The 16,152-nt window shown below is 51.3% G+C and carries 18 protein-coding genes and 1 riboswitch; of the genes, 1 reads left to right on the top strand and 17 read right to left on the bottom strand.

The genetic code is table 11. From position 1 onward, the window contains the following. Window positions 1–83 precede the first annotated feature (83 nt). Genes MMIC_RS02875 through MMIC_RS02835 form a run of 9 tightly spaced genes read right to left on the bottom strand, consistent with a single transcriptional unit; the run spans window position 84 to window position 7,328 of the window. Complete coding sequence (locus tag MMIC_RS02875) at window positions 84–398, bottom strand: (2Fe-2S) ferredoxin domain-containing protein (RefSeq protein ID WP_072658844.1); 315 nt, start codon at window positions 396–398, stop codon at window positions 84–86. A 2-nt stretch (window positions 399–400) separates the two neighbouring features. Further along, window positions 401–1,147 (bottom strand): uroporphyrinogen-III C-methyltransferase, encoded by a 747-nt coding sequence (gene cobA, locus MMIC_RS02870; protein WP_072658842.1) that lies wholly within the window; start codon window positions 1,145–1,147, stop codon window positions 401–403. Next, complete coding sequence (locus MMIC_RS02865) at window positions 1,144–1,770, bottom strand: sirohydrochlorin chelatase (protein WP_072658840.1); 627 nt, start codon at window positions 1,768–1,770, stop codon at window positions 1,144–1,146. The genes cobA and MMIC_RS02865 overlap by 4 nt, the downstream gene beginning before the upstream one ends. Further along, window positions 1,767–2,303: a cob(I)yrinic acid a,c-diamide adenosyltransferase gene (gene cobO / locus MMIC_RS02860; protein WP_072658839.1), complete on the bottom strand. Its 537-nt coding sequence runs from the start codon at window positions 2,301–2,303 to the stop codon at window positions 1,767–1,769. The genes MMIC_RS02865 and cobO overlap by 4 nt, the downstream gene beginning before the upstream one ends. After that, window positions 2,300–3,031, bottom strand: a complete 732-nt coding sequence (locus MMIC_RS02855) for an ABC transporter ATP-binding protein (RefSeq protein ID WP_072658838.1) — start codon at window positions 3,029–3,031, stop codon at window positions 2,300–2,302. The genes cobO and MMIC_RS02855 overlap by 4 nt, the downstream gene beginning before the upstream one ends. Then, window positions 3,031–3,942, bottom strand: coding sequence for a FecCD family ABC transporter permease (locus MMIC_RS02850; RefSeq protein ID WP_072658976.1), 912 nt, complete (start codon window positions 3,940–3,942; stop codon window positions 3,031–3,033). The genes MMIC_RS02855 and MMIC_RS02850 overlap by 1 nt, the downstream gene beginning before the upstream one ends. A 20-nt stretch (window positions 3,943–3,962) precedes the next feature. Next, complete coding sequence (locus MMIC_RS02845; RefSeq protein ID WP_083530407.1) at window positions 3,963–4,733, bottom strand: helical backbone metal receptor; 771 nt, start codon at window positions 4,731–4,733, stop codon at window positions 3,963–3,965. Window positions 4,734–4,747: 14 nt separating this feature from the next. Continuing rightward, complete coding sequence (locus MMIC_RS02840; RefSeq protein WP_072658836.1) at window positions 4,748–5,371, bottom strand: energy transducer TonB; 624 nt, start codon at window positions 5,369–5,371, stop codon at window positions 4,748–4,750. 25 nt (window positions 5,372–5,396) lie between these two features. Next, the gene (locus MMIC_RS02835) at window positions 5,397–7,328 is read right to left on the bottom strand and encodes a TonB-dependent receptor (protein WP_072658835.1); all 1,932 of its coding nucleotides are present in this window, start codon (window positions 7,326–7,328) and stop codon (window positions 5,397–5,399) included. Between the two features lie 154 nt (window positions 7,329–7,482). Beyond that, a riboswitch (cobalamin riboswitch) is annotated at window positions 7,483–7,686 on the bottom strand. A 113-nt stretch (window positions 7,687–7,799) separates the two neighbouring features. Between MMIC_RS02835 and MMIC_RS02830 the strand changes: the two genes are divergently transcribed. After that, entirely contained in the window at window positions 7,800–8,369 is a 570-nt protein-coding gene (locus MMIC_RS02830; protein ID WP_072658833.1) for a YajG family lipoprotein, read from the top strand. Window positions 8,370–8,436: 67 nt separating this feature from the next. Here MMIC_RS02830 and MMIC_RS02825 read toward each other — a convergent pair whose 3' ends face one another. From MMIC_RS02825 to MMIC_RS02790, 8 genes are read right to left on the bottom strand one after another with little or no spacing between them, the layout of a single operon-like run. Then, on the bottom strand, window positions 8,437–10,350 hold the full coding sequence (locus MMIC_RS02825) for a tetratricopeptide repeat protein (RefSeq protein ID WP_072658832.1): 1,914 nt from the start codon (window positions 10,348–10,350) through the stop codon (window positions 8,437–8,439). A 34-nt stretch (window positions 10,351–10,384) separates the two neighbouring features. Then, on the bottom strand, window positions 10,385–11,845 hold the full coding sequence (ubiD, locus tag MMIC_RS02820; protein ID WP_072658830.1) for a 4-hydroxy-3-polyprenylbenzoate decarboxylase: 1,461 nt from the start codon (window positions 11,843–11,845) through the stop codon (window positions 10,385–10,387). Then, on the bottom strand, window positions 11,842–12,174 hold the full coding sequence (locus tag MMIC_RS02815; RefSeq protein ID WP_072658829.1) for an STAS domain-containing protein: 333 nt from the start codon (window positions 12,172–12,174) through the stop codon (window positions 11,842–11,844). The genes ubiD and MMIC_RS02815 overlap by 4 nt, the downstream gene beginning before the upstream one ends. Continuing rightward, window positions 12,158–12,643, bottom strand: coding sequence for an ATP-binding protein (locus MMIC_RS02810; RefSeq protein WP_227819320.1), 486 nt, complete (start codon window positions 12,641–12,643; stop codon window positions 12,158–12,160). Before MMIC_RS02810 ends, MMIC_RS02815 begins: the two co-directional genes overlap by 17 nt. A 23-nt stretch (window positions 12,644–12,666) precedes the next feature. Next, window positions 12,667–13,650: a hypothetical protein gene (locus MMIC_RS02805; RefSeq protein ID WP_072658825.1), complete on the bottom strand. Its 984-nt coding sequence runs from the start codon at window positions 13,648–13,650 to the stop codon at window positions 12,667–12,669. Then, entirely contained in the window at window positions 13,647–14,648 is a 1,002-nt protein-coding gene (locus tag MMIC_RS02800) for an MlaD family protein (RefSeq protein ID WP_072658823.1), read from the bottom strand. The genes MMIC_RS02805 and MMIC_RS02800 overlap by 4 nt, the downstream gene beginning before the upstream one ends. Continuing rightward, window positions 14,649–15,323, bottom strand: a complete 675-nt coding sequence (locus tag MMIC_RS02795) for a hypothetical protein (RefSeq protein WP_072658822.1) — start codon at window positions 15,321–15,323, stop codon at window positions 14,649–14,651. Next, the gene (locus MMIC_RS02790; RefSeq protein ID WP_072658820.1) at window positions 15,320–16,141 is read right to left on the bottom strand and encodes an MlaE family ABC transporter permease; all 822 of its coding nucleotides are present in this window, start codon (window positions 16,139–16,141) and stop codon (window positions 15,320–15,322) included. Before MMIC_RS02790 ends, MMIC_RS02795 begins: the two co-directional genes overlap by 4 nt. Window positions 16,142–16,152: the final 11 nt, after the last annotated feature.

Below are 16,152 nucleotides of genomic sequence, written 5' to 3'. Positions count from 1 at the left end.
CTGAAGCCAGCTTAGACAGAAAACGCTCTGGTAGCCAGTCGTTTATAACCGGGTGTGACTTTGAGCGTCAACCGAACCGGAGATCAACCCTGATAAAAGGAAAACTCCTCGACGACTTTTCCACCTCTGAAATGCTCTTCAACAATACGATCAATAGCAGCCTCGTTCAGATTACAATACCAGACATTGTCCGGATGAACGACCATCACAGGGCCTTCCATACATACACCAAGGCAGCCTGCACGGTTAACGCGTACTGAGTCCGGGTCACCCACAATAAGGCCGGCCTGGGCGACCTTTTCTTTCAGGTAGTTCAGCAGGGGTAGATTCTCTCCACAACTTTTACCACAGCACATAATGGCATGGCGTTTGAATGGCATCATCATTGGTTTGGGCATCTTTAGTCCTTCCAGCTAATTCTTTCGTTCACCACGTCACCGATGATTACTATCGACGGCGAATGCGCAGTAATTTCACCGCGAGCAGCTTTTTCGAGTGTGCTGATTATGGTGTTTTCATCATCCAGTGTTGCAGCGTGAATGATGGCAAGTGATGTTTGTTGTGCAAGTCCTGCTTCAAGCAAACGGTTTGCGATCTGCGGCAGGTTTTTTGCCCCCATATAGAATACCAGCACAGGAAAGGCCTGAGTTAGAGCTTTCCAGTCCATGCGGCTCTTCTCACTGGCTTCATGACCGGTGAGGAAGGCCAGTGTCGCATTCACCGAACGATCAGTGACCGGGATGCCGGCCATGGCTGGGGCCGCCACGCCTGCTGTGATGCCGGGAATGACCCGGAACCGGATAGTGGCTGCAGCCAGAGCGCGCATCTCTTCGCCACCACGACCGAAAACAAACGGATCGCCGCCTTTCAGACGCACTACCCGTTTTCCTGCTTTGGCCAGATCAATCAATGTTTCGCAGATATCGTGTTGCTTTGCCGAAGGGCGGCCACCGCGTTTACCGGCCTCAATCAGATCACTGCCTACAGCAGCCATATTCAGTACATCTTCGGAGACCAGTGCATCGTAAACAATGACATCGCAATCGCCGATCAGTTTTGCAGCAGCCAGCGTCAGCAGGCACGCATCACCGGGCCCTGCTCCGACAAGGGCAACTTCACCTGCTTTGATGGGTGCATCAAGTTTCATGTATGCTCCCTGAACATGTTGGCAATCAGCCCGGCAAAACCTTCATGTTCGCTGAGCACCGGCGCGAGAGTCACGTCGGAATGAGAGGATTCGGCAATCATGCTGTGGATCCTAGCAAGACTGCACCCGTCAAACAGCAGCATCGGTTGCAGGGTTACTTGTTTGAGACCATCGGCGTGCCAGTGATTTAACACAGAGGTGACGGAAGGTTCAGAGTGCATGGAGGCCATGGCCACTTTGCTGCAAGACTTGTTGTTGCTGTGGATTGCGGCAGTCAGCGAGGTGAACCCACTAAAGCGGTAGAGAGCGAAGAGTACATTGATGCGTTTACTCTCCTGAGTCAGATGACCATATACCATTTTGACCAGCGCATTCGCATGTTCGTTTAACGATGGCAGCAGCGAACAGTTTGAAGCTTCTACCAACTTTGGAATATCTTCTGTGACATGGTTGCCTGCCCCGAGAAACAGTGGTAATACAGTTGCCCCGTTGGCTAGCCGTTCATTGGAGAGAAATGCTGCGCCTACCTCTTCGCCAAGCAGGCAGGATACTTCATCGGCAAGGTTGTTCACCTGTTTGGCATGGTTTGCATCGGATGAGCCATGGGCGAGCAGTATTTTCAAAACTCGATACCCTGTGTTGCCGGAATGTCGGACTCAAATGCGTGTTTAACCATACGCATTTCGGTGACGGTATCGGCAACCTCAATCACTTCGTCCGGGGCATCACGGCCGGTGAGAATCAGATGCATCCACTTTGGTTTCTCATCTCGAATGAAATCAGCGATCTCCGAACCTGCAATCCAGCCGTAGGATGCGCAGTAGTTGATCTCATCAAAGACGACCATATCGAACTCATGCGATAGAACTTTCTCTTTGCACAACTCCCATATCTCGCGGCTGGTTTTAATATCCTGCTCCGGATTTCTGGTGTCCCAGGTGAAACCATCACCGAGCGCATGCCACTCGATATTATCGAAAGCTTTTGCCGCTCTCTCTTCGCCGGTTTTCCACTTTCCCTTGATAAACTGGATGACGCATACCTTCATGCCCCAGCCGGCAGCTCGAAAGGTGACACCGAAAGCGGATGAAGATTTTCCTTTTCCTTCTCCGGTATTCACCAGCACAATACCCTGTCGTTTGTCGCGTGCTTTCAAATTCCATCTCCGTATTCCGGCATCAAAAGCTTACCCTGCCTGATTAACGGTGTATCAAACAAGCTTGCAAGTCTGTCGACATCAAGCATTTGGCCGGCTGGCCCGGCTTCTGCATGCCCCTGACCATCAATCAGAACGACCTGATCTGCAACAGCCATGGCCTGCTGCAGATCATGCAAAACAGTCACGATGGCGCGGCCTGCATTGGCCTGCTTTTTCATCATATTCAGACATTGCACTTGGTGTTTGATATCCAGGTGTGCTGTAGGCTCATCCAGTAACCAGATTGGTGCCGGACGCAGCATCAGAGCTGCCAACTCCACGCGCTGGCGCTCACCACTTGATAACTCTGCCAGTGGCCGGTTCAGCAGAGCCTCAATTTCCATCGCCTTAGTCGCTGGAATCAGATTCTCTTCTCCATCACTGGCAAGGTTCAGACGCTGTTTGACAGTCAGTCCGAATTCAGTGGGTGGCAATTCTCCTTGCCATGCAACCTTTGTGGCGATTTCCATTCTACTGTATTCACTCATAGCCGTGGCCTGCAGTTGCAGATCCCCATCTGCTGGAATCAGGCCGGCAAGTGCGAGCAGAAGGCTGGATTTTCCTGCGCCGTTGGGGCCAAGAATTACAGTGATCTCAGCTGAGCGGATATAAAGGTTGAGATTGTTGAATAACAGATCGTCACCGCGCTGCAGGCTGAGCCTGGATGCATGCATCAGGTTTTCCATTATGAACGCCTCAACAGCAGAAAGAGGAATACAGGCACACCGATCATGGCGGTCAAAACACCAACCGGTAGTTCGGAGGGCGCTACTATTGTACGGGCCACACTATCAGCCAACATCAACAGTATGCCACCACCTATAGCAGATGCAGGCAGTACAGCTCTGTGCAGGGAGCCAAACAGCAGACGCATCAGATGCGGGATCACAAGGCCGACAAAACCGATGGTGCCGGCTGCAGTGACAGCAATGGCAGTCACCGCAGATGCAAGCAGAAGCAAACGATTTCTCAATCGTTTCACTTCTATACCGAGCGCTTCGGCATGCCTCTCTCCGAGCAATAGAGCATCGAGTGAGCGGGATAAGAAGAATCCACATACCAGTGCTAGCCCCCAGGTTAACAGTAGCAGCGGAATGGGTAGATCAGAGTGGGATAAATCTCCCATCATCCAGGCAAAGGCCAGGCCAAGCTCCGATCTGGGAAGCAGGGCGAGTAACAGTGCCAGCAGGGCAGACCAGAACGCAGCAAGTACGACGCCTGCAAGTAACATGCGCCCGGAACCGAGATGGGCAAAGGCCATGACAATAGAAATGCCGATCCAGGCCCCGACAAATGCTCCGACAGACATGAGTAGTGCCGATTCCGGATAGATCATCAGAGCTGTGACCGCACCGACTGAAGCGGAGCCTGCTACACCTAGCACATAGGGCTCAGCCAGGGGGTTTCCGAGTAATACCTGAAACCAGGCTCCGGCCAGCGCCAGCAGGCCGCCGACAGTGAATGCAATGAACAGTCGGGGCCAGCGTAGCTCCCAGAGTATTACTGCATCCTGACCGTTGGCTGCGAACGGATTGATCCACTGCTCACCCAGACCCAGACAGAGCAGGGCGGCGACAATCAGCATTACAAGTACCATTGTCCATTTCACAGACTGGTTCACGGAATCTGATCCAGTTGCTGCTGCAGTTGAGCGATACCTTCGACAATTCGTGGAGACGGGCGACTGATCAGGTCGGGATTGATGGCGATGACATAAGCCGTGGGTAGCCACTGCTTCCAGAAGGCCTTGCGGCTTTCAATATTGCCGCTGCGATTCGGAATGATAATCACTGCCGGTTTGGCGCGAATCACGGCTTCGATATTCACTCGCATGGTTTCGACATTATTGCCGGAAAATACATTGTCGCCACCTGCTGCATCCAGAACCTGTGTGATGAAGCTATTGCCGGCTTCAGTCATCAGCGGATCACTCCATACCTCGAAAAAAACACGATGACGTGTATCTGTTTTGGCTTTGATTTCAGCCAGTCTGGTCTGCAACTGGCCGACCAGTAGCGTTGCCTGTGATGCATGGCCTGTCTGTTCACCAAGCCGATGCAGATCATCAAAAATATCTTGTAGATTCTCAGGGTGGGTCACGACAATGAGGGCGCCATGTTGTCGTGCTGTTTCCAGTCCTTTCAATGAGGCGTTGGAAGCGATCAGCAGTGTGGGTTTGAGTCTGAGGGCAGCTTCATGATAGAGGCGTGAGTAGTTGGCGATAACGGGTCTGTTTTTTACTGCATCCGGAAAATCACAGTATTCGGAAACGCCAACCACCTCATCACCAGCACCGATGGCATAGAGCATTTCACAGGCATGCGGAGAAAGGGCGAGGATACGCTCCCCAGCCCAGGCGCTGCCCACAGAAAGGCAGGTTAGCAGCATGCATATAATGATTCTCACAGGCGTTTGAACCTTAGGCGAAAACGATAACTGCCATCATCGACAGGAAAAGGTTGCGCTCTGCTCACAGTTTGCATGGCTGCCCGGTCGAGCATGGCATAACCCGAGCCCTGCAGTAGTTTGATTTGATCGGCAGAACCATTATGGCTGAGAACAAAGGCCACATCGACATGACCTTCAATGCCACGTCGGCGTGCACTGGCAGGATAAAATTTGAATGATTCCAGGTGGTTCCTCACCAGTGTGTTTATCTGCTCATGTTGTGCGATATTAGAGGCAGACTGGCTGACTACTGCTGCCGCGATCTGAGATTCAGTTTCACTAATAGCCGAAACAGGCTTTTCTGCTTCCAGAGCCTGGCTGGCAGCCTGATGCATTGAACTCCTAGCTGGTTGGACCACAACAGCTGCAGGTTTTCTTTGTGTGACTTGTTTCGGCGCTTTTGCTGAATTATTTTCAGAGATGGCTGGTTTGGAGGGCAAGGTAGCAGGCTTTTCTTCAGGGATGGCTTCAATGCTGACAACTTCCAGCACGGTTTGCTTTTGCGATACAGCACTGCTACTGCCGCTCAGATCCAGCCATACGACAAACAACAGGCCATGGATGGCAGCAGATGCCACCAGCCACGGCCAGATGGGTTTGATCCTAGAAGTTATAACTCACTCCGCCATGGATACTGATCGTTGCAGCGGGGTACAGGCCGAAGGTACCAGCGCTTGGTGAAACAGCGCCTGTACTGATATATTTCTTGTTCGTCAGATTGTCTACACGCACGAAAACCTCCACACCCTGCCAACGATAGGATGCAGCAGCATCGACTAAAAAGTAAGCGGCTAATTTCGGGCGACTGTTCAACTGATCGTTAATCAGATGGGATGCACCGACATAGGTACTGTGTAGCGTGGTCGAGAAAGCTTCACTCCAGTCCGATTTCAGATTCAAACCAAAGCGGCTCTGCGGCACACCGGGAATGTGATTTCCGCTGAAAGCTCCACCCTGGAATGTGGCACGAACCTGTGTGAAATTGGCGCTGATCTGGGCAAAATCATGGGCATGCCAAAAACCTGCAATGGTTAGTACACGGTGCAGGGTTGGATCGACATAATTACTGTTGGTGCCGAAGAAACCGATGGTTGGATCCAGATAAATTTCATGTTTCAACTTGGCATGCTGATAGGAGACTTCCAGCCAGGCAGATTCCGCCTCATAGCGCAGCGCAGCATTATAATGCATACCTGTCTGAGGCAGGAGATCGGCACGGAAGTTCGGAGCAAATGTGGGGAACAAATACTCGGTACGCTCATCCAGACGGGGCAAGCGGATGGAACGATTATGATTCAGACGCAGTCGAAAATCACCAAAGCCGATAGAAGTACCTATATCGTAGGCATTCAGTCGATTGGAAGCAGTGCTGGTGCCATCGATCAGGGCATCATTTACTTTCTCGGAGCGAAAGCCACCTGAAACAACATAGTTACTATCAGAATCAGAAACTGTGAACTGGGCGTAATAACCACTGCGGTCACGCTTGGCATCAAGACCGGCAACCGTACCTTTTACCTTGTCGATATCTGCGCCGGCAATCAGTTGCGAATTAAAATCAGCATGTTCATGAGAAACAGTCATCTTCGGGCGAATGGAGACCGTGCGCAGCACACTTGTGGAATCAAAAGGGAATAAGCCTCCAAAATGAGCAGAGGAATCACGACGACGAAATGAAGCAGGGAGATCCAGTTCGACAGGGCCGGCATTGATTAACAGACCTGAGTTGATGAAATCATCGGTGGTGCTGCCATAATCATCCGGTTTCAGAGTCTGCTTTGGATTGGTGTCGATCTGAGCCTGTGTCAGCGCTCCGGGCAAACCGAAGCGGTCTGTATGATGATTGCCGCTGCCGTACCACATGATGTTATCGCTGATGTCGGCCTCAAAACGTGCACCTGCATCGTAGCGCTCATATTTACTATTATCGCGATAACCATCGGTTTTCTGGCCGGAGAAGTTAGCTTCCAGACGCACCTTGCCGGTATCAGCACCTATGCGTGCTTTGCCATTCTGGCTGCCAAAGCTTCCGCCACCCAGTGCAATCTGGCCGCCGGATTCCGGGATGCGGGTGATAATGTTGATCACACCGCCAACTGCTCCGTCGCCATACAATACTGAGCCTGCACCATGCAAAATTTCAATGCGTTCAATCTGATCGATGGGAATCTGTGTCCAGTCTGCTTCTGCCAGATCAGGATTGCTGATACGACGTCCATCGATCAATACGACTTTATTCGAGGCTGCCGAATCCCCGAATCCCCCCAGGTCAATCACCGCTTTAGCACCAACGCCGGAAGTGTCTCGCACAGTAATGCCAGCCTGACCTTTGAAGAGGTCAGCTACATTTACCGCATGTGAAGCCTCTATCTCTTCTCTGCTGATGATGGTAACTGGTTTTGATGACTGAATCGAAGGCGATTCGATTCTGCTGCTTGTGACATCGAGTTGCCCCAGGTCCTGTGTTTGAGCGATGCCTGTTGTTGGCATGGCTGCCATACAAGCTGCCAGCCATAGTATATGTTTCTGTTTCAAAGTGTTCTCCGCGCCCGCCGCGCTATATTGTATTTTGGCGGTTGTCAGGATCAGAGGAGAGTGGGAAGCGGATCAGAAGAGGCAGATGGGGAGCCAACAGTCCGGCAACACCTCCCTCCGAGGCCATCAAACCGATGATATGCAGGTATTTCCCGTCATATCGCATTTCAGGCCGGTCTCCTGGCTTACCTTCATCCGCAGCGGTTCTCCTTCCCGGTTTCCCAGTGGGTTTGAACAGCGTTGTCAGGTCTACAGTAGCGGGGGCTGCGCCGGAATTGGATCATTAAGACCCGCACCGGACTTCCCGTTTCACCCATAGTCTTTCGACTGATCGGGCACCCAAAACAGCGCGAAGCTTAGCGAGGGGGGGTAGCTTAGTCCATGAGCTTGAAGCCGGGTGTGATTTTTCGCACTGCATGAAATGTAAATCTTGCTAGTGTGTTTGTAATCTTGTGTTTGGAGAGTATGAGTATGCTGAATGTAAAAAGAACGATGATGATTATGTTGCTATCGCTGATGATACCGGCCCTTGCCTGTGCAGGTGAAATCAAAACGGAAGTGATCTATCCGAAAGATGCGATACCTGTCGTAGGGGGTCAGAGCGAGCTTGCGCTCTGGGTTGAGGATGGCAGAAAAGAGACAGTATTCGGACGAGCTGTTGACGGGGAATATCTGGTTTCAGCATCTGATGTGGCAGCATCACTATATGCACACATGACTTCTTCCTTGAAAGCTGCCGGTTATCAGGTTGTTCCTTTTAACCCCGATCACGCCAATGGCATGCTGGTCCGTATTCAGTCCATTACATATTCAAGTGAGCGAGAAATGTTCAAAAGCAAGGTGGGGGTTAAAGTGGCGCTGGAGGTCAAGATGAACAGCTCAGATGTCACACGTACCTACCGCGCTGCCGTTGAGCAGCAGTTTGCCCTGAGCCCCTCGCCAGAAGAGAACGGCAGCACTATCGGTAATGGTCTGTCGACCGCTGCTGCGGCAGCACTGGCTGATTTGAAGTTGGCCGAAGCAAATCCTGCAGCGGAATAAAGACAGTATCATTCCGGGTATTTATCTCCAGCAGGGCTGCATCGGCGCAGTGAGATATGGCTGACGCTTATTGCAGTTCCGGCATGCGGTAGACATCCAGTCGTTGTTCGAGATTGAAAGGCTGTTCATCGAGAATTGTGGCGCGAATCTGAATGTCTATGCTCTGGCTTGCCAGTGTGAAACTGCTCTGCTTCTGCCTGAGCAGGTTGAGATTCTGCATGGCAATACTTAACCCCTGCTCAGCCGCTTTTTTAAACCATGCTTCGGCCATATGTCGATCAGTTTTCACACCGCGGCCAAGGGCGTACATATAAGCCAGAGAATTCTGGGCCTGCGCATATTTCTGAGCTGCAGCCTGTTGATACCAGTGCACTGCCTTTTTATCGATTTGTTCAACACCTTCGCCTTTACGATAAAGATTGGCCAGATTGAACTGTGAGGGAGCATACCCCTGTCGGGCTGCTTCTTCGAACGATGAGGCAGCTTTGCTCAAGTCATAATCAACGCCTTGTCCCTGTTGATACATCAGGCCGATAATATTACGAGCCTCGTTGTCGCCTGCATCTGCTGACTGTAAAAACAGTGTATAAGCTTTTTTATAATCACCTGCCTTATAATGCAGGATGGCGAGATTGAATGTGGCATCAGTGTCGCCCAGAGATGTGGCTTTGCTGTACCAGTGAATAGCCTGTTTCTCATTATACAGGACACCACGGCCAAGATGATACAGCAGCCCCAGCAGGATTTGAGATTGCTGGTTTCCGCTGGCCTCGGCTTTTAAGAGCCATTCTGCGGCGAGTTCATCATTGTGCATGACATGAACGCCGCGCAGATATAACAGCGCGAGATTATATTGTGCCCGGCCATCTTCTTTGGCGGCTGCCTTGAACAGTGTATAGGCTTTTTTCAGATCACGGTCTACACCTCTGCCCTGCAGATACATGGCAGCCAGATTGTTCATGGCTTTGCTCTGATTCTGATCGGCTGCTTTTTGAAGCCATTGAACTGCTTGTTTGTCATCATGCTCAAAACCCTTGTTCTCGTCATAGAGAATGCCGAGATTGGTTTGCGCATGGGTAATGCCTGCATCTGCTGCCTTGTGTAACCATAACAACGCATCTTTACTGTTTTGCACAGTGCCCATACCTGTCGCAAACATGGTGCCGATGGCTGCTGCAGCCAGCAGATGATTCTGTTTCGCCGCTGCGAGATACCAGCGCGATGCTTCGCTTGCTCCTGCGGCTTGTTTAATCAGCAAATTGGCAAGATGGAATTGCGCCTCGGCATTGCCACTGGCTGCACTTGCCCTTAACCACTGTTCTGCAGATTTCACATCTTCATGGATGCCTTCACCGCGTTGATAGAGTCGGGCCAGTACAAACTGGGCTTTTGCATCACCATGGGATGCCTTGTTTTTCACCTTGTTGATCATTTGTTGCTTAAAAGAATCGGCTTCAGTGTTGTTGGCTTTGGCTGACCTGATCGCCCAGTCCAGTGCGAGTGCTTCATCTTTTTTTACACCCCGTCCGTCAGCATAGAGCATGGCCAGACGAAGCTGGGCGGCGGCCAGATTGTGTTCGGCAGCTTTGCGATACCAGTGAGCAGCACCGACAGGATCGGCCATGTCTACACCACGGCCGGTTTCAAGCAGCTTGGCCAGTTCATATTGAGCTTTCAGGTGGTCCTGGGCTGCGGCAAGTTTCAGCCAGCGTAGAGCTTGTGCATCATCGCGCTCTACGCCCTTGCCATCGCGGTACAACATGGCCAGATGGAATTGCGCTTCCTGATTGCCGAGCTTGGCAGCCTGACGAAACCATTCTGCCGCCTCATCGAAATCACCCTGATTGAAAGCAGCTTTGCCTTGTGCCAATCCGTCAGCATTCAAATCGTTGTATTCAGTGTTGGTTAGTAGCAGGTATGAGAGTACTGCGGTGATAAGCAGGGCAGCGATGAGAAGTGGACCTTTCAGTTTCGTAACCATCGTTTAAGCCTGTTTGCCTGTCATGAGCTGTGAATCAGAGCCCGAGTTCCGGCCATAAATCGTCTATGCGCTTTTTCACATCCTCATCCATGACAATCGGACGGCCCCATTCGCGGTCCGTTTCACCTTGCCATTTATTGGTTGCATCGATGCCAACCTTGGAGCCGAGTCCTGCCACCGGAGATGCAAAATCGAGATAATCAATCGGTGTATGTTCAGCCATGGTAAAATCGCGAACCGGATCACAACGCGTTGTGATCGCCCAGATCACTTCATTCCAGTCCCGGCAATCGATATCCGCATCCACAACGATAATGAATTTGGTATACATGAACTGCCTTAAATATGACCAGATACCGAACATCACCCGTTTGGCATGCCCCGCATAACCTTTGTTGATCGATACTATGGCCATGCGATAGGAGCAACCTTCCATAGGCAGGTAAAAATCGACAATTTCAGGGAACTGTTTTTTCAGGATCGGTACAAACACTTCATTGAATGCCAGTCCCAGTATAGCCGGTTCATCAGGCGGTTTGCCCGTGTGCGTGGAGTGGTAGATAGCGTCACGCCGCATGCTGACAGACTCAACGGTAAACACCGGGAACATTTCTGTTTCGTTATAGTAACCGGTATGATCACCAAAAGGACCTTCTTCAGCATATTCATCAAGGGAGACATAACCTTCAAGCACAATTTCGGCAGATGCAGGCACCTGCATATCTATGCTCAGGCAGTTTGTTAACACTGTTTTTTCACCACGCAGAAGCCCAGCGAACTGGTATTCGGACAGCGTATCCGGGATTGGCGTCACTGCAGCCAGTATTGTGGCCGGATCTGCACCGATCACAACCGCGCAAGGGAAGCGCTCGGCCCCTGATTTTTTTGCTTCCAGGTGATCCTGAGCACCACCGCGATGTTTGAGCCAGCGCATGATCAGCTTGTTTTTGCCTATCAGTTGTTGGCGGTAAATGCCGAGATTCTGGCGATCTTTGTTCGGCCCCCTGGTAACTACCAGTCCCCATGTGAGCAGTGGTGCCGCATCTTCCGGCCAGCAGCGCTGAATAGGGAGTTGATACAGATCAACATCATCCCCCTGCATAACCACTTCCTGCCAGGCTGCCTTTTTCGTGACTTTGGGCTGCATATGCATGACTTTTTTCAGAATAGGGAACTTGTCCCAGGCATCGCGTAAACCCTTCGGAGGTTCGGGCTCTTTCAGATAAGCGAGCAGTTCACCAATATCGCGCAGTTCCTCAGCCGATTCCCGGCCCATGCCGAGCGCAATGCGTTCGGCAGTACCAAACAGATTGGTCAGCACAGGCATGTTCGAGTCTTTAACGTTTTCAAACAGAAGGGCAGGGCCTCCGGCGCGCAGTACCCGATCCGAGATTTCGGTGATCTCCAGTTCGGTGCTTATCTCTGTTGTGATACGTTTAAGCAGGCCTCGCTTTTCCAGTTCAGCTGTAAAGGCGCGCATATCGGAAAAACTCATGCTGTGGTATTATCCTCGATATCAAATACGGTATCCAGTTTGGCTAGCGAGAATACGTCTTTGACGTTGTCCCTGAGTCCGGAGAGTACAAAACGACCACCGGTAAGTCTGGACCATTGCAAGCCCTCCACCAGTGTGGCGATACCGGATGAGTCCATGAAGTCCACCTGCTCGAGTGTGACGTGAATCTCCTGCATTTTCGTCGTAAACAGAGGTTTTAGCTGTTCCCGTAATCGCGTGGAAGTATGAATGGTGACGTCACCGATAACGCGTAATAACACATGCGTATCATCCTTGTCTTCACGTTCGAAATTAAGCGTTACATCCATTTTGTTCTCCATCATTGATGTTAAATATCAGGCGCCAGTGGTTGCCGTCTTCAAGACTTTCATGTTCGCAGTGATCCGACACCTTGCAGATCAGTCTCAAGCCAAGTCCGCCCGGGGTAAGGTTTGCAGGATCCGGTTCATGGTTTGCGGCGGCCTTGATATCACCGCTCCATACCACGGAGGCAAAGTCTCGAAAATCGAAGATCAGTACAGGCCCTCGATCTGACTCGTTGCAGATACAGGTTTCCATCTCCACGCGACCGGCCTTGCCGCCATATGCGTGGGTTGCAATATTGGCAAACAGTTCGTCGACAGCAATGGCAACCCTGTTGCTGCGTAACTCATCCATACCGGCACGAGCGGTCATTACCGCAACCATGGAACGAAGCACATGGATGCAATCGCTATTGCAGTTCAGCTGCAGGCATAATTTTCCGACATGACTGCTTTCTTTTTCGGAAAAGCTCACGTCTTGAATACAGGGGGCTACCATCAATGATCCTCTTTTGCGCTCGAAAAGTTTGTATCCTTTTCGCTTGCTTTGCCAAGCTTGTCTTCGAGCTGCTGTAAACGCAACTGCAGGGCTGAGCCTTTTCCTGGCGGACTGATGTTGATGAGTGCTGTGAGAACCTGTTTTTGTCCTGCATGACTGTTGAGGGCAGTGTATATGCTTAGTGCGCGCTCCAGTCTGTCCTGACGCGCAGCTTTTTCGATGATCGTAAGTTGGCCCTGTAGCAGCAGGGCATGCGCAGTCAGACGCGGGGCGCCAATCTTGCGGCAATAAACCAGTGTCTGTTCACTTTCGGCCAGACTGTTCCCATACTTGCTCTCGGATCTGGCCAGAAGCGCAAGCCCCATATGGGCCTCAGCTTTCATTTTCAACAGATTCTGTTTATTTTCTGTCTCGGAGGTGACAGTCAGATAACCCTGTTTTGCCAAAGATGTTTGTTGCATCAGTTGCGCCAGACGTGCTGCCTGCAGGCGAATATCTGCTGGCCACTGACCGGCTGTAAACAGGCTCGCTGGAAACTGTTGCAGGTTGAATGAATCCGGAAGTTTTGCTTCACGTTGCTGCATCAGGGCAAGTGCCAGTCTGGCACGCATATGCATATTGGAATCATGATGGCGGTCGGTGAGCTCAATAACCCGCAAGTAAGCTTTCTCTGCACCGGCTATATTCTTTAATGCAGTGCGTACGATGGCCAGATTATACCAGGCGTGGGATACGAGATGGATGTCATCTGACAGTTGCGATGAGGTGAGTGCCAGCTTGAAAGAACGCTCAGCAGATTGCCAGCGCTCATACTTCATGGCGGCTAAGCCGTTCTGGATATGATTGTTGGCCTTCAGGATATAAGGGTTCTCTGGTTCGGCAATCTTATGGCTGCTTCGCCCGGCGCATGAGCATAACAGCCCAATGAGCAGTAGAGAGAGCAGGTATGCAGCACTGCGTGAGAGGGATAGACGCTGTCTCAAGGCTGCATCTCCAGCACTGGAGGTGCTACAGACCGTTCATCATCCTGCGCAGGTTGAGCTTTCCCGCCGACCAACCATGAGTTTTGCAGTGCTTTCAGGAGTTGCTGCATTTCTGCGATGGTGACGCGGGATTCACGTGCTAGACCCGGTAGTTCAGGTGTCAGTTCGGAAAGGTCTGAAGCTACCGAATCGAGAGATTTGGACAGCTTATTCACGTGATTAATCAGGCTGTTAATACGTTTCAGGCTTTCCGGTCCCTCTTTGGAAATCTGTTGAGTCAGGGGTCTCAGGTCAGATAATATCTGTGACGTTGAATGCAGCGATTTAGCCAGTTGTTCACCAACATGGCTGTCTTTCAGGTCTTTGGTGAGGCTCTGCAGGTTTTCCAGTATCTCTGCTAGATTCACAACCAGTTTGCCTACATTTTCACGGTTCAGATCCTGACTGAGGGCGTTAAAACGTGCTCCCATCTGGCGGAAGTCGCTGTTCGGGTCATTCAGCCATGTGGCGAGCTCAGACAGCTCTTGCAGCAAGGTGTTAGCATTTTCCACGGCTGGTTTTATATCCTGCAGCAGTTGTTCAATGGTGGCGGCAGTTTCGTATGTGATGACCTGTCCGGGTTGTACAACAGGTTTTTCAGAATCACCGGAGGTGATTTCAAGCGTTTGTTCTCCAATCAGCCCTTCTCTGACCAGGTGAACTATAGCGCCCTCATGTAGCATGGGATGATAACGCTCCAGCAGATTCAGGGTGATGCGAACGGTGCCGTCATCTTGCAGATCCATCGCTTTGATGCGGCCAACGGTGAAACCCTGAAACTTGATGGCCTGACCTTCGTAGAAGGATGCAGCTGATGGTGGAGAGAAGTATAGTTGAAACTTTTTCGCAAACAGATCGCTTTGCAGGCTGACAGCGAGGATAATGGCGACAATGGTGCCTATGCCGAGTAAGACAAACCAACCGACCTGACGTCTGACATTTGCAACAAATTCGGCCACTTATTCTCCTTTCCTGCTCTGAATGTCTTTGTGTTCGGCTTTGACTGTCAGCGTACGAGCATAATCCAGGCCAGAGCCCTCTTCAGGGCTGGCAGTCAGATAAAGCAGACCTGACCCTAATCGCTGAAGAGCGCTCATGCTAATATCTTTAAACTGTTCCAAATGTTCAGGAGGCATGCCGATATGCACCTCCTGCGCTACGATAATGGCTGGTTTTATCAGCAGGCAGCGTCCCAGGCTAATCAGCGCGTGGGTGAATGTGGTGCGTTCGCCGGCCTTTTCATCCAGTGCTGCAGTGAGACCGATCAGGTTGGCAACATCCACCAGTTCATCTGCGGCCTGTTCAAGGCGGGTATGGTTTTCGTGATACAGGAATGGCAGTAGCAGGTTTTCCCGCAGGCTCAGGTTGGCAATAAGGCCACGATGACGAATCATGCTGCCGACGGACATGCTGAACTCCCGACTTCCCGACATCTGAAGTCCGCTATCTGTTTGAAGCCACATTTTCCAGTTGTCGGCACATGATTCGTCGCAGGGAGAAAACATATGTTGCATAAATGCATACTGGCATGGGTAGTTCATCACCAGACGGACAAATTCACCGTGGGCCACATGTGATGCCGGAATGAGGGTGTGTCCAAGGTGCAGCTCATCCCAATGCAATACATCACTCATGCCAGCGCCTGTATGATGGCGATGAAGGCATCACTCATCAGTATTAGCATCAGAGCTCCCAATACACCCTGTGTTGCATGTACCGGGATCAGGTTGGGTTCACGGCCAACATGGCAGCCCCGGTTCAGTAGCATGATGGCACTGAGCATGGGATACAGTGATCCCTTGAAGATGAGGATAAGCAGTTCATTAAAGCTGGTGCCTTTCCTGACTTCAATCAGGAAGTCTATGAAGTTGATTTCATAACTGAGTGAAACAAGCAGTCCGCCCAGCCAGATTGATACAAACACAAAGACGAAAGTCAGGATCAGGCCGCACAGGGTAAATGCCATCAGGCGAGGCCACAGCAGGTATTCCTGCACACTGATCCCCATGCTGCGCAGTGCCAGGTCTTCGCCGCGCACGTGCATGGTACCCAGTTCCGTCACTACAGCGACACCGGAACGGGAGAGAAGCAGGATGGTGACAATCAGCGGGGCGACTTCCTGCACCAGCAGGTTTGAAATCAGGCGTCCGATCAGAGACATGTCCTGTATACTTTTGGCAAAATCAACGATGTTATAAACGGCCAGGACTCCCACGCCCAGCGCAACCAGTATAACCCAGGGCAAGCCCTGCACACCTGTAAAATAAATCTGTCTGAACGCGACATTGGTGACAGCCGGCTTGGATAGCCAGGACATTCGCAGCCCAACGACCAGAATGGATAAGGTCATCTGGAAGATGCGGCGCAGCTCGGAAAACATGTGCAGGCTAATGGTGCCGACCCGGTCGGCTCGTTTGTGAAGCTGCATCATCATGTTGCGCTGCGATTCCATGTTGACTTTAT

This window comes from Mariprofundus micogutta, assembly GCF_001895085.1.
Lineage (GTDB): Bacteria > Pseudomonadota > Zetaproteobacteria > Mariprofundales > Mariprofundaceae > Mariprofundus > Mariprofundus micogutta.
This window is presented reverse-complemented; position numbering and strand designations above follow the sequence as displayed.

Coding starts and splice junctions, on each gene's coding strand:
- ubiD (WP_072658830.1), bottom strand. CDS start 11,845: ATGAGTTTTTCCGATATGCGCGCCTTTACAGCTGAACTGGAAAAGCGA.
- MMIC_RS02790 (WP_072658820.1), bottom strand. CDS start 16,141: ATGGAATCGCAGCGCAACATGATGATGCAGCTTCACAAACGAGCCGAC.
- MMIC_RS02850 (WP_072658976.1), bottom strand. CDS start 3,942: ATGGTACTTGTAATGCTGATTGTCGCCGCCCTGCTCTGTCTGGGTCTG.
- MMIC_RS02875 (WP_072658844.1), bottom strand. CDS start 398: ATGCCCAAACCAATGATGATGCCATTCAAACGCCATGCCATTATGTGC.
- cobA (WP_072658842.1), bottom strand. CDS start 1,147: ATGAAACTTGATGCACCCATCAAAGCAGGTGAAGTTGCCCTTGTCGGA.
- MMIC_RS02825 (WP_072658832.1), bottom strand. CDS start 10,350: ATGGTTACGAAACTGAAAGGTCCACTTCTCATCGCTGCCCTGCTTATC.
- MMIC_RS02830 (WP_072658833.1), top strand. CDS start 7,800: ATGCTGAATGTAAAAAGAACGATGATGATTATGTTGCTATCGCTGATG.
- MMIC_RS02815 (WP_072658829.1), bottom strand. CDS start 12,174: ATGGATGTAACGCTTAATTTCGAACGTGAAGACAAGGATGATACGCAT.
- MMIC_RS02845 (WP_083530407.1), bottom strand. CDS start 4,733: ATGCTGCTAACCTGCCTTTCTGTGGGCAGCGCCTGGGCTGGGGAGCGT.
- MMIC_RS02855 (WP_072658838.1), bottom strand. CDS start 3,031: ATGGAAAACCTGATGCATGCATCCAGGCTCAGCCTGCAGCGCGGTGAC.
- MMIC_RS02795 (WP_072658822.1), bottom strand. CDS start 15,323: ATGAGTGATGTATTGCATTGGGATGAGCTGCACCTTGGACACACCCTC.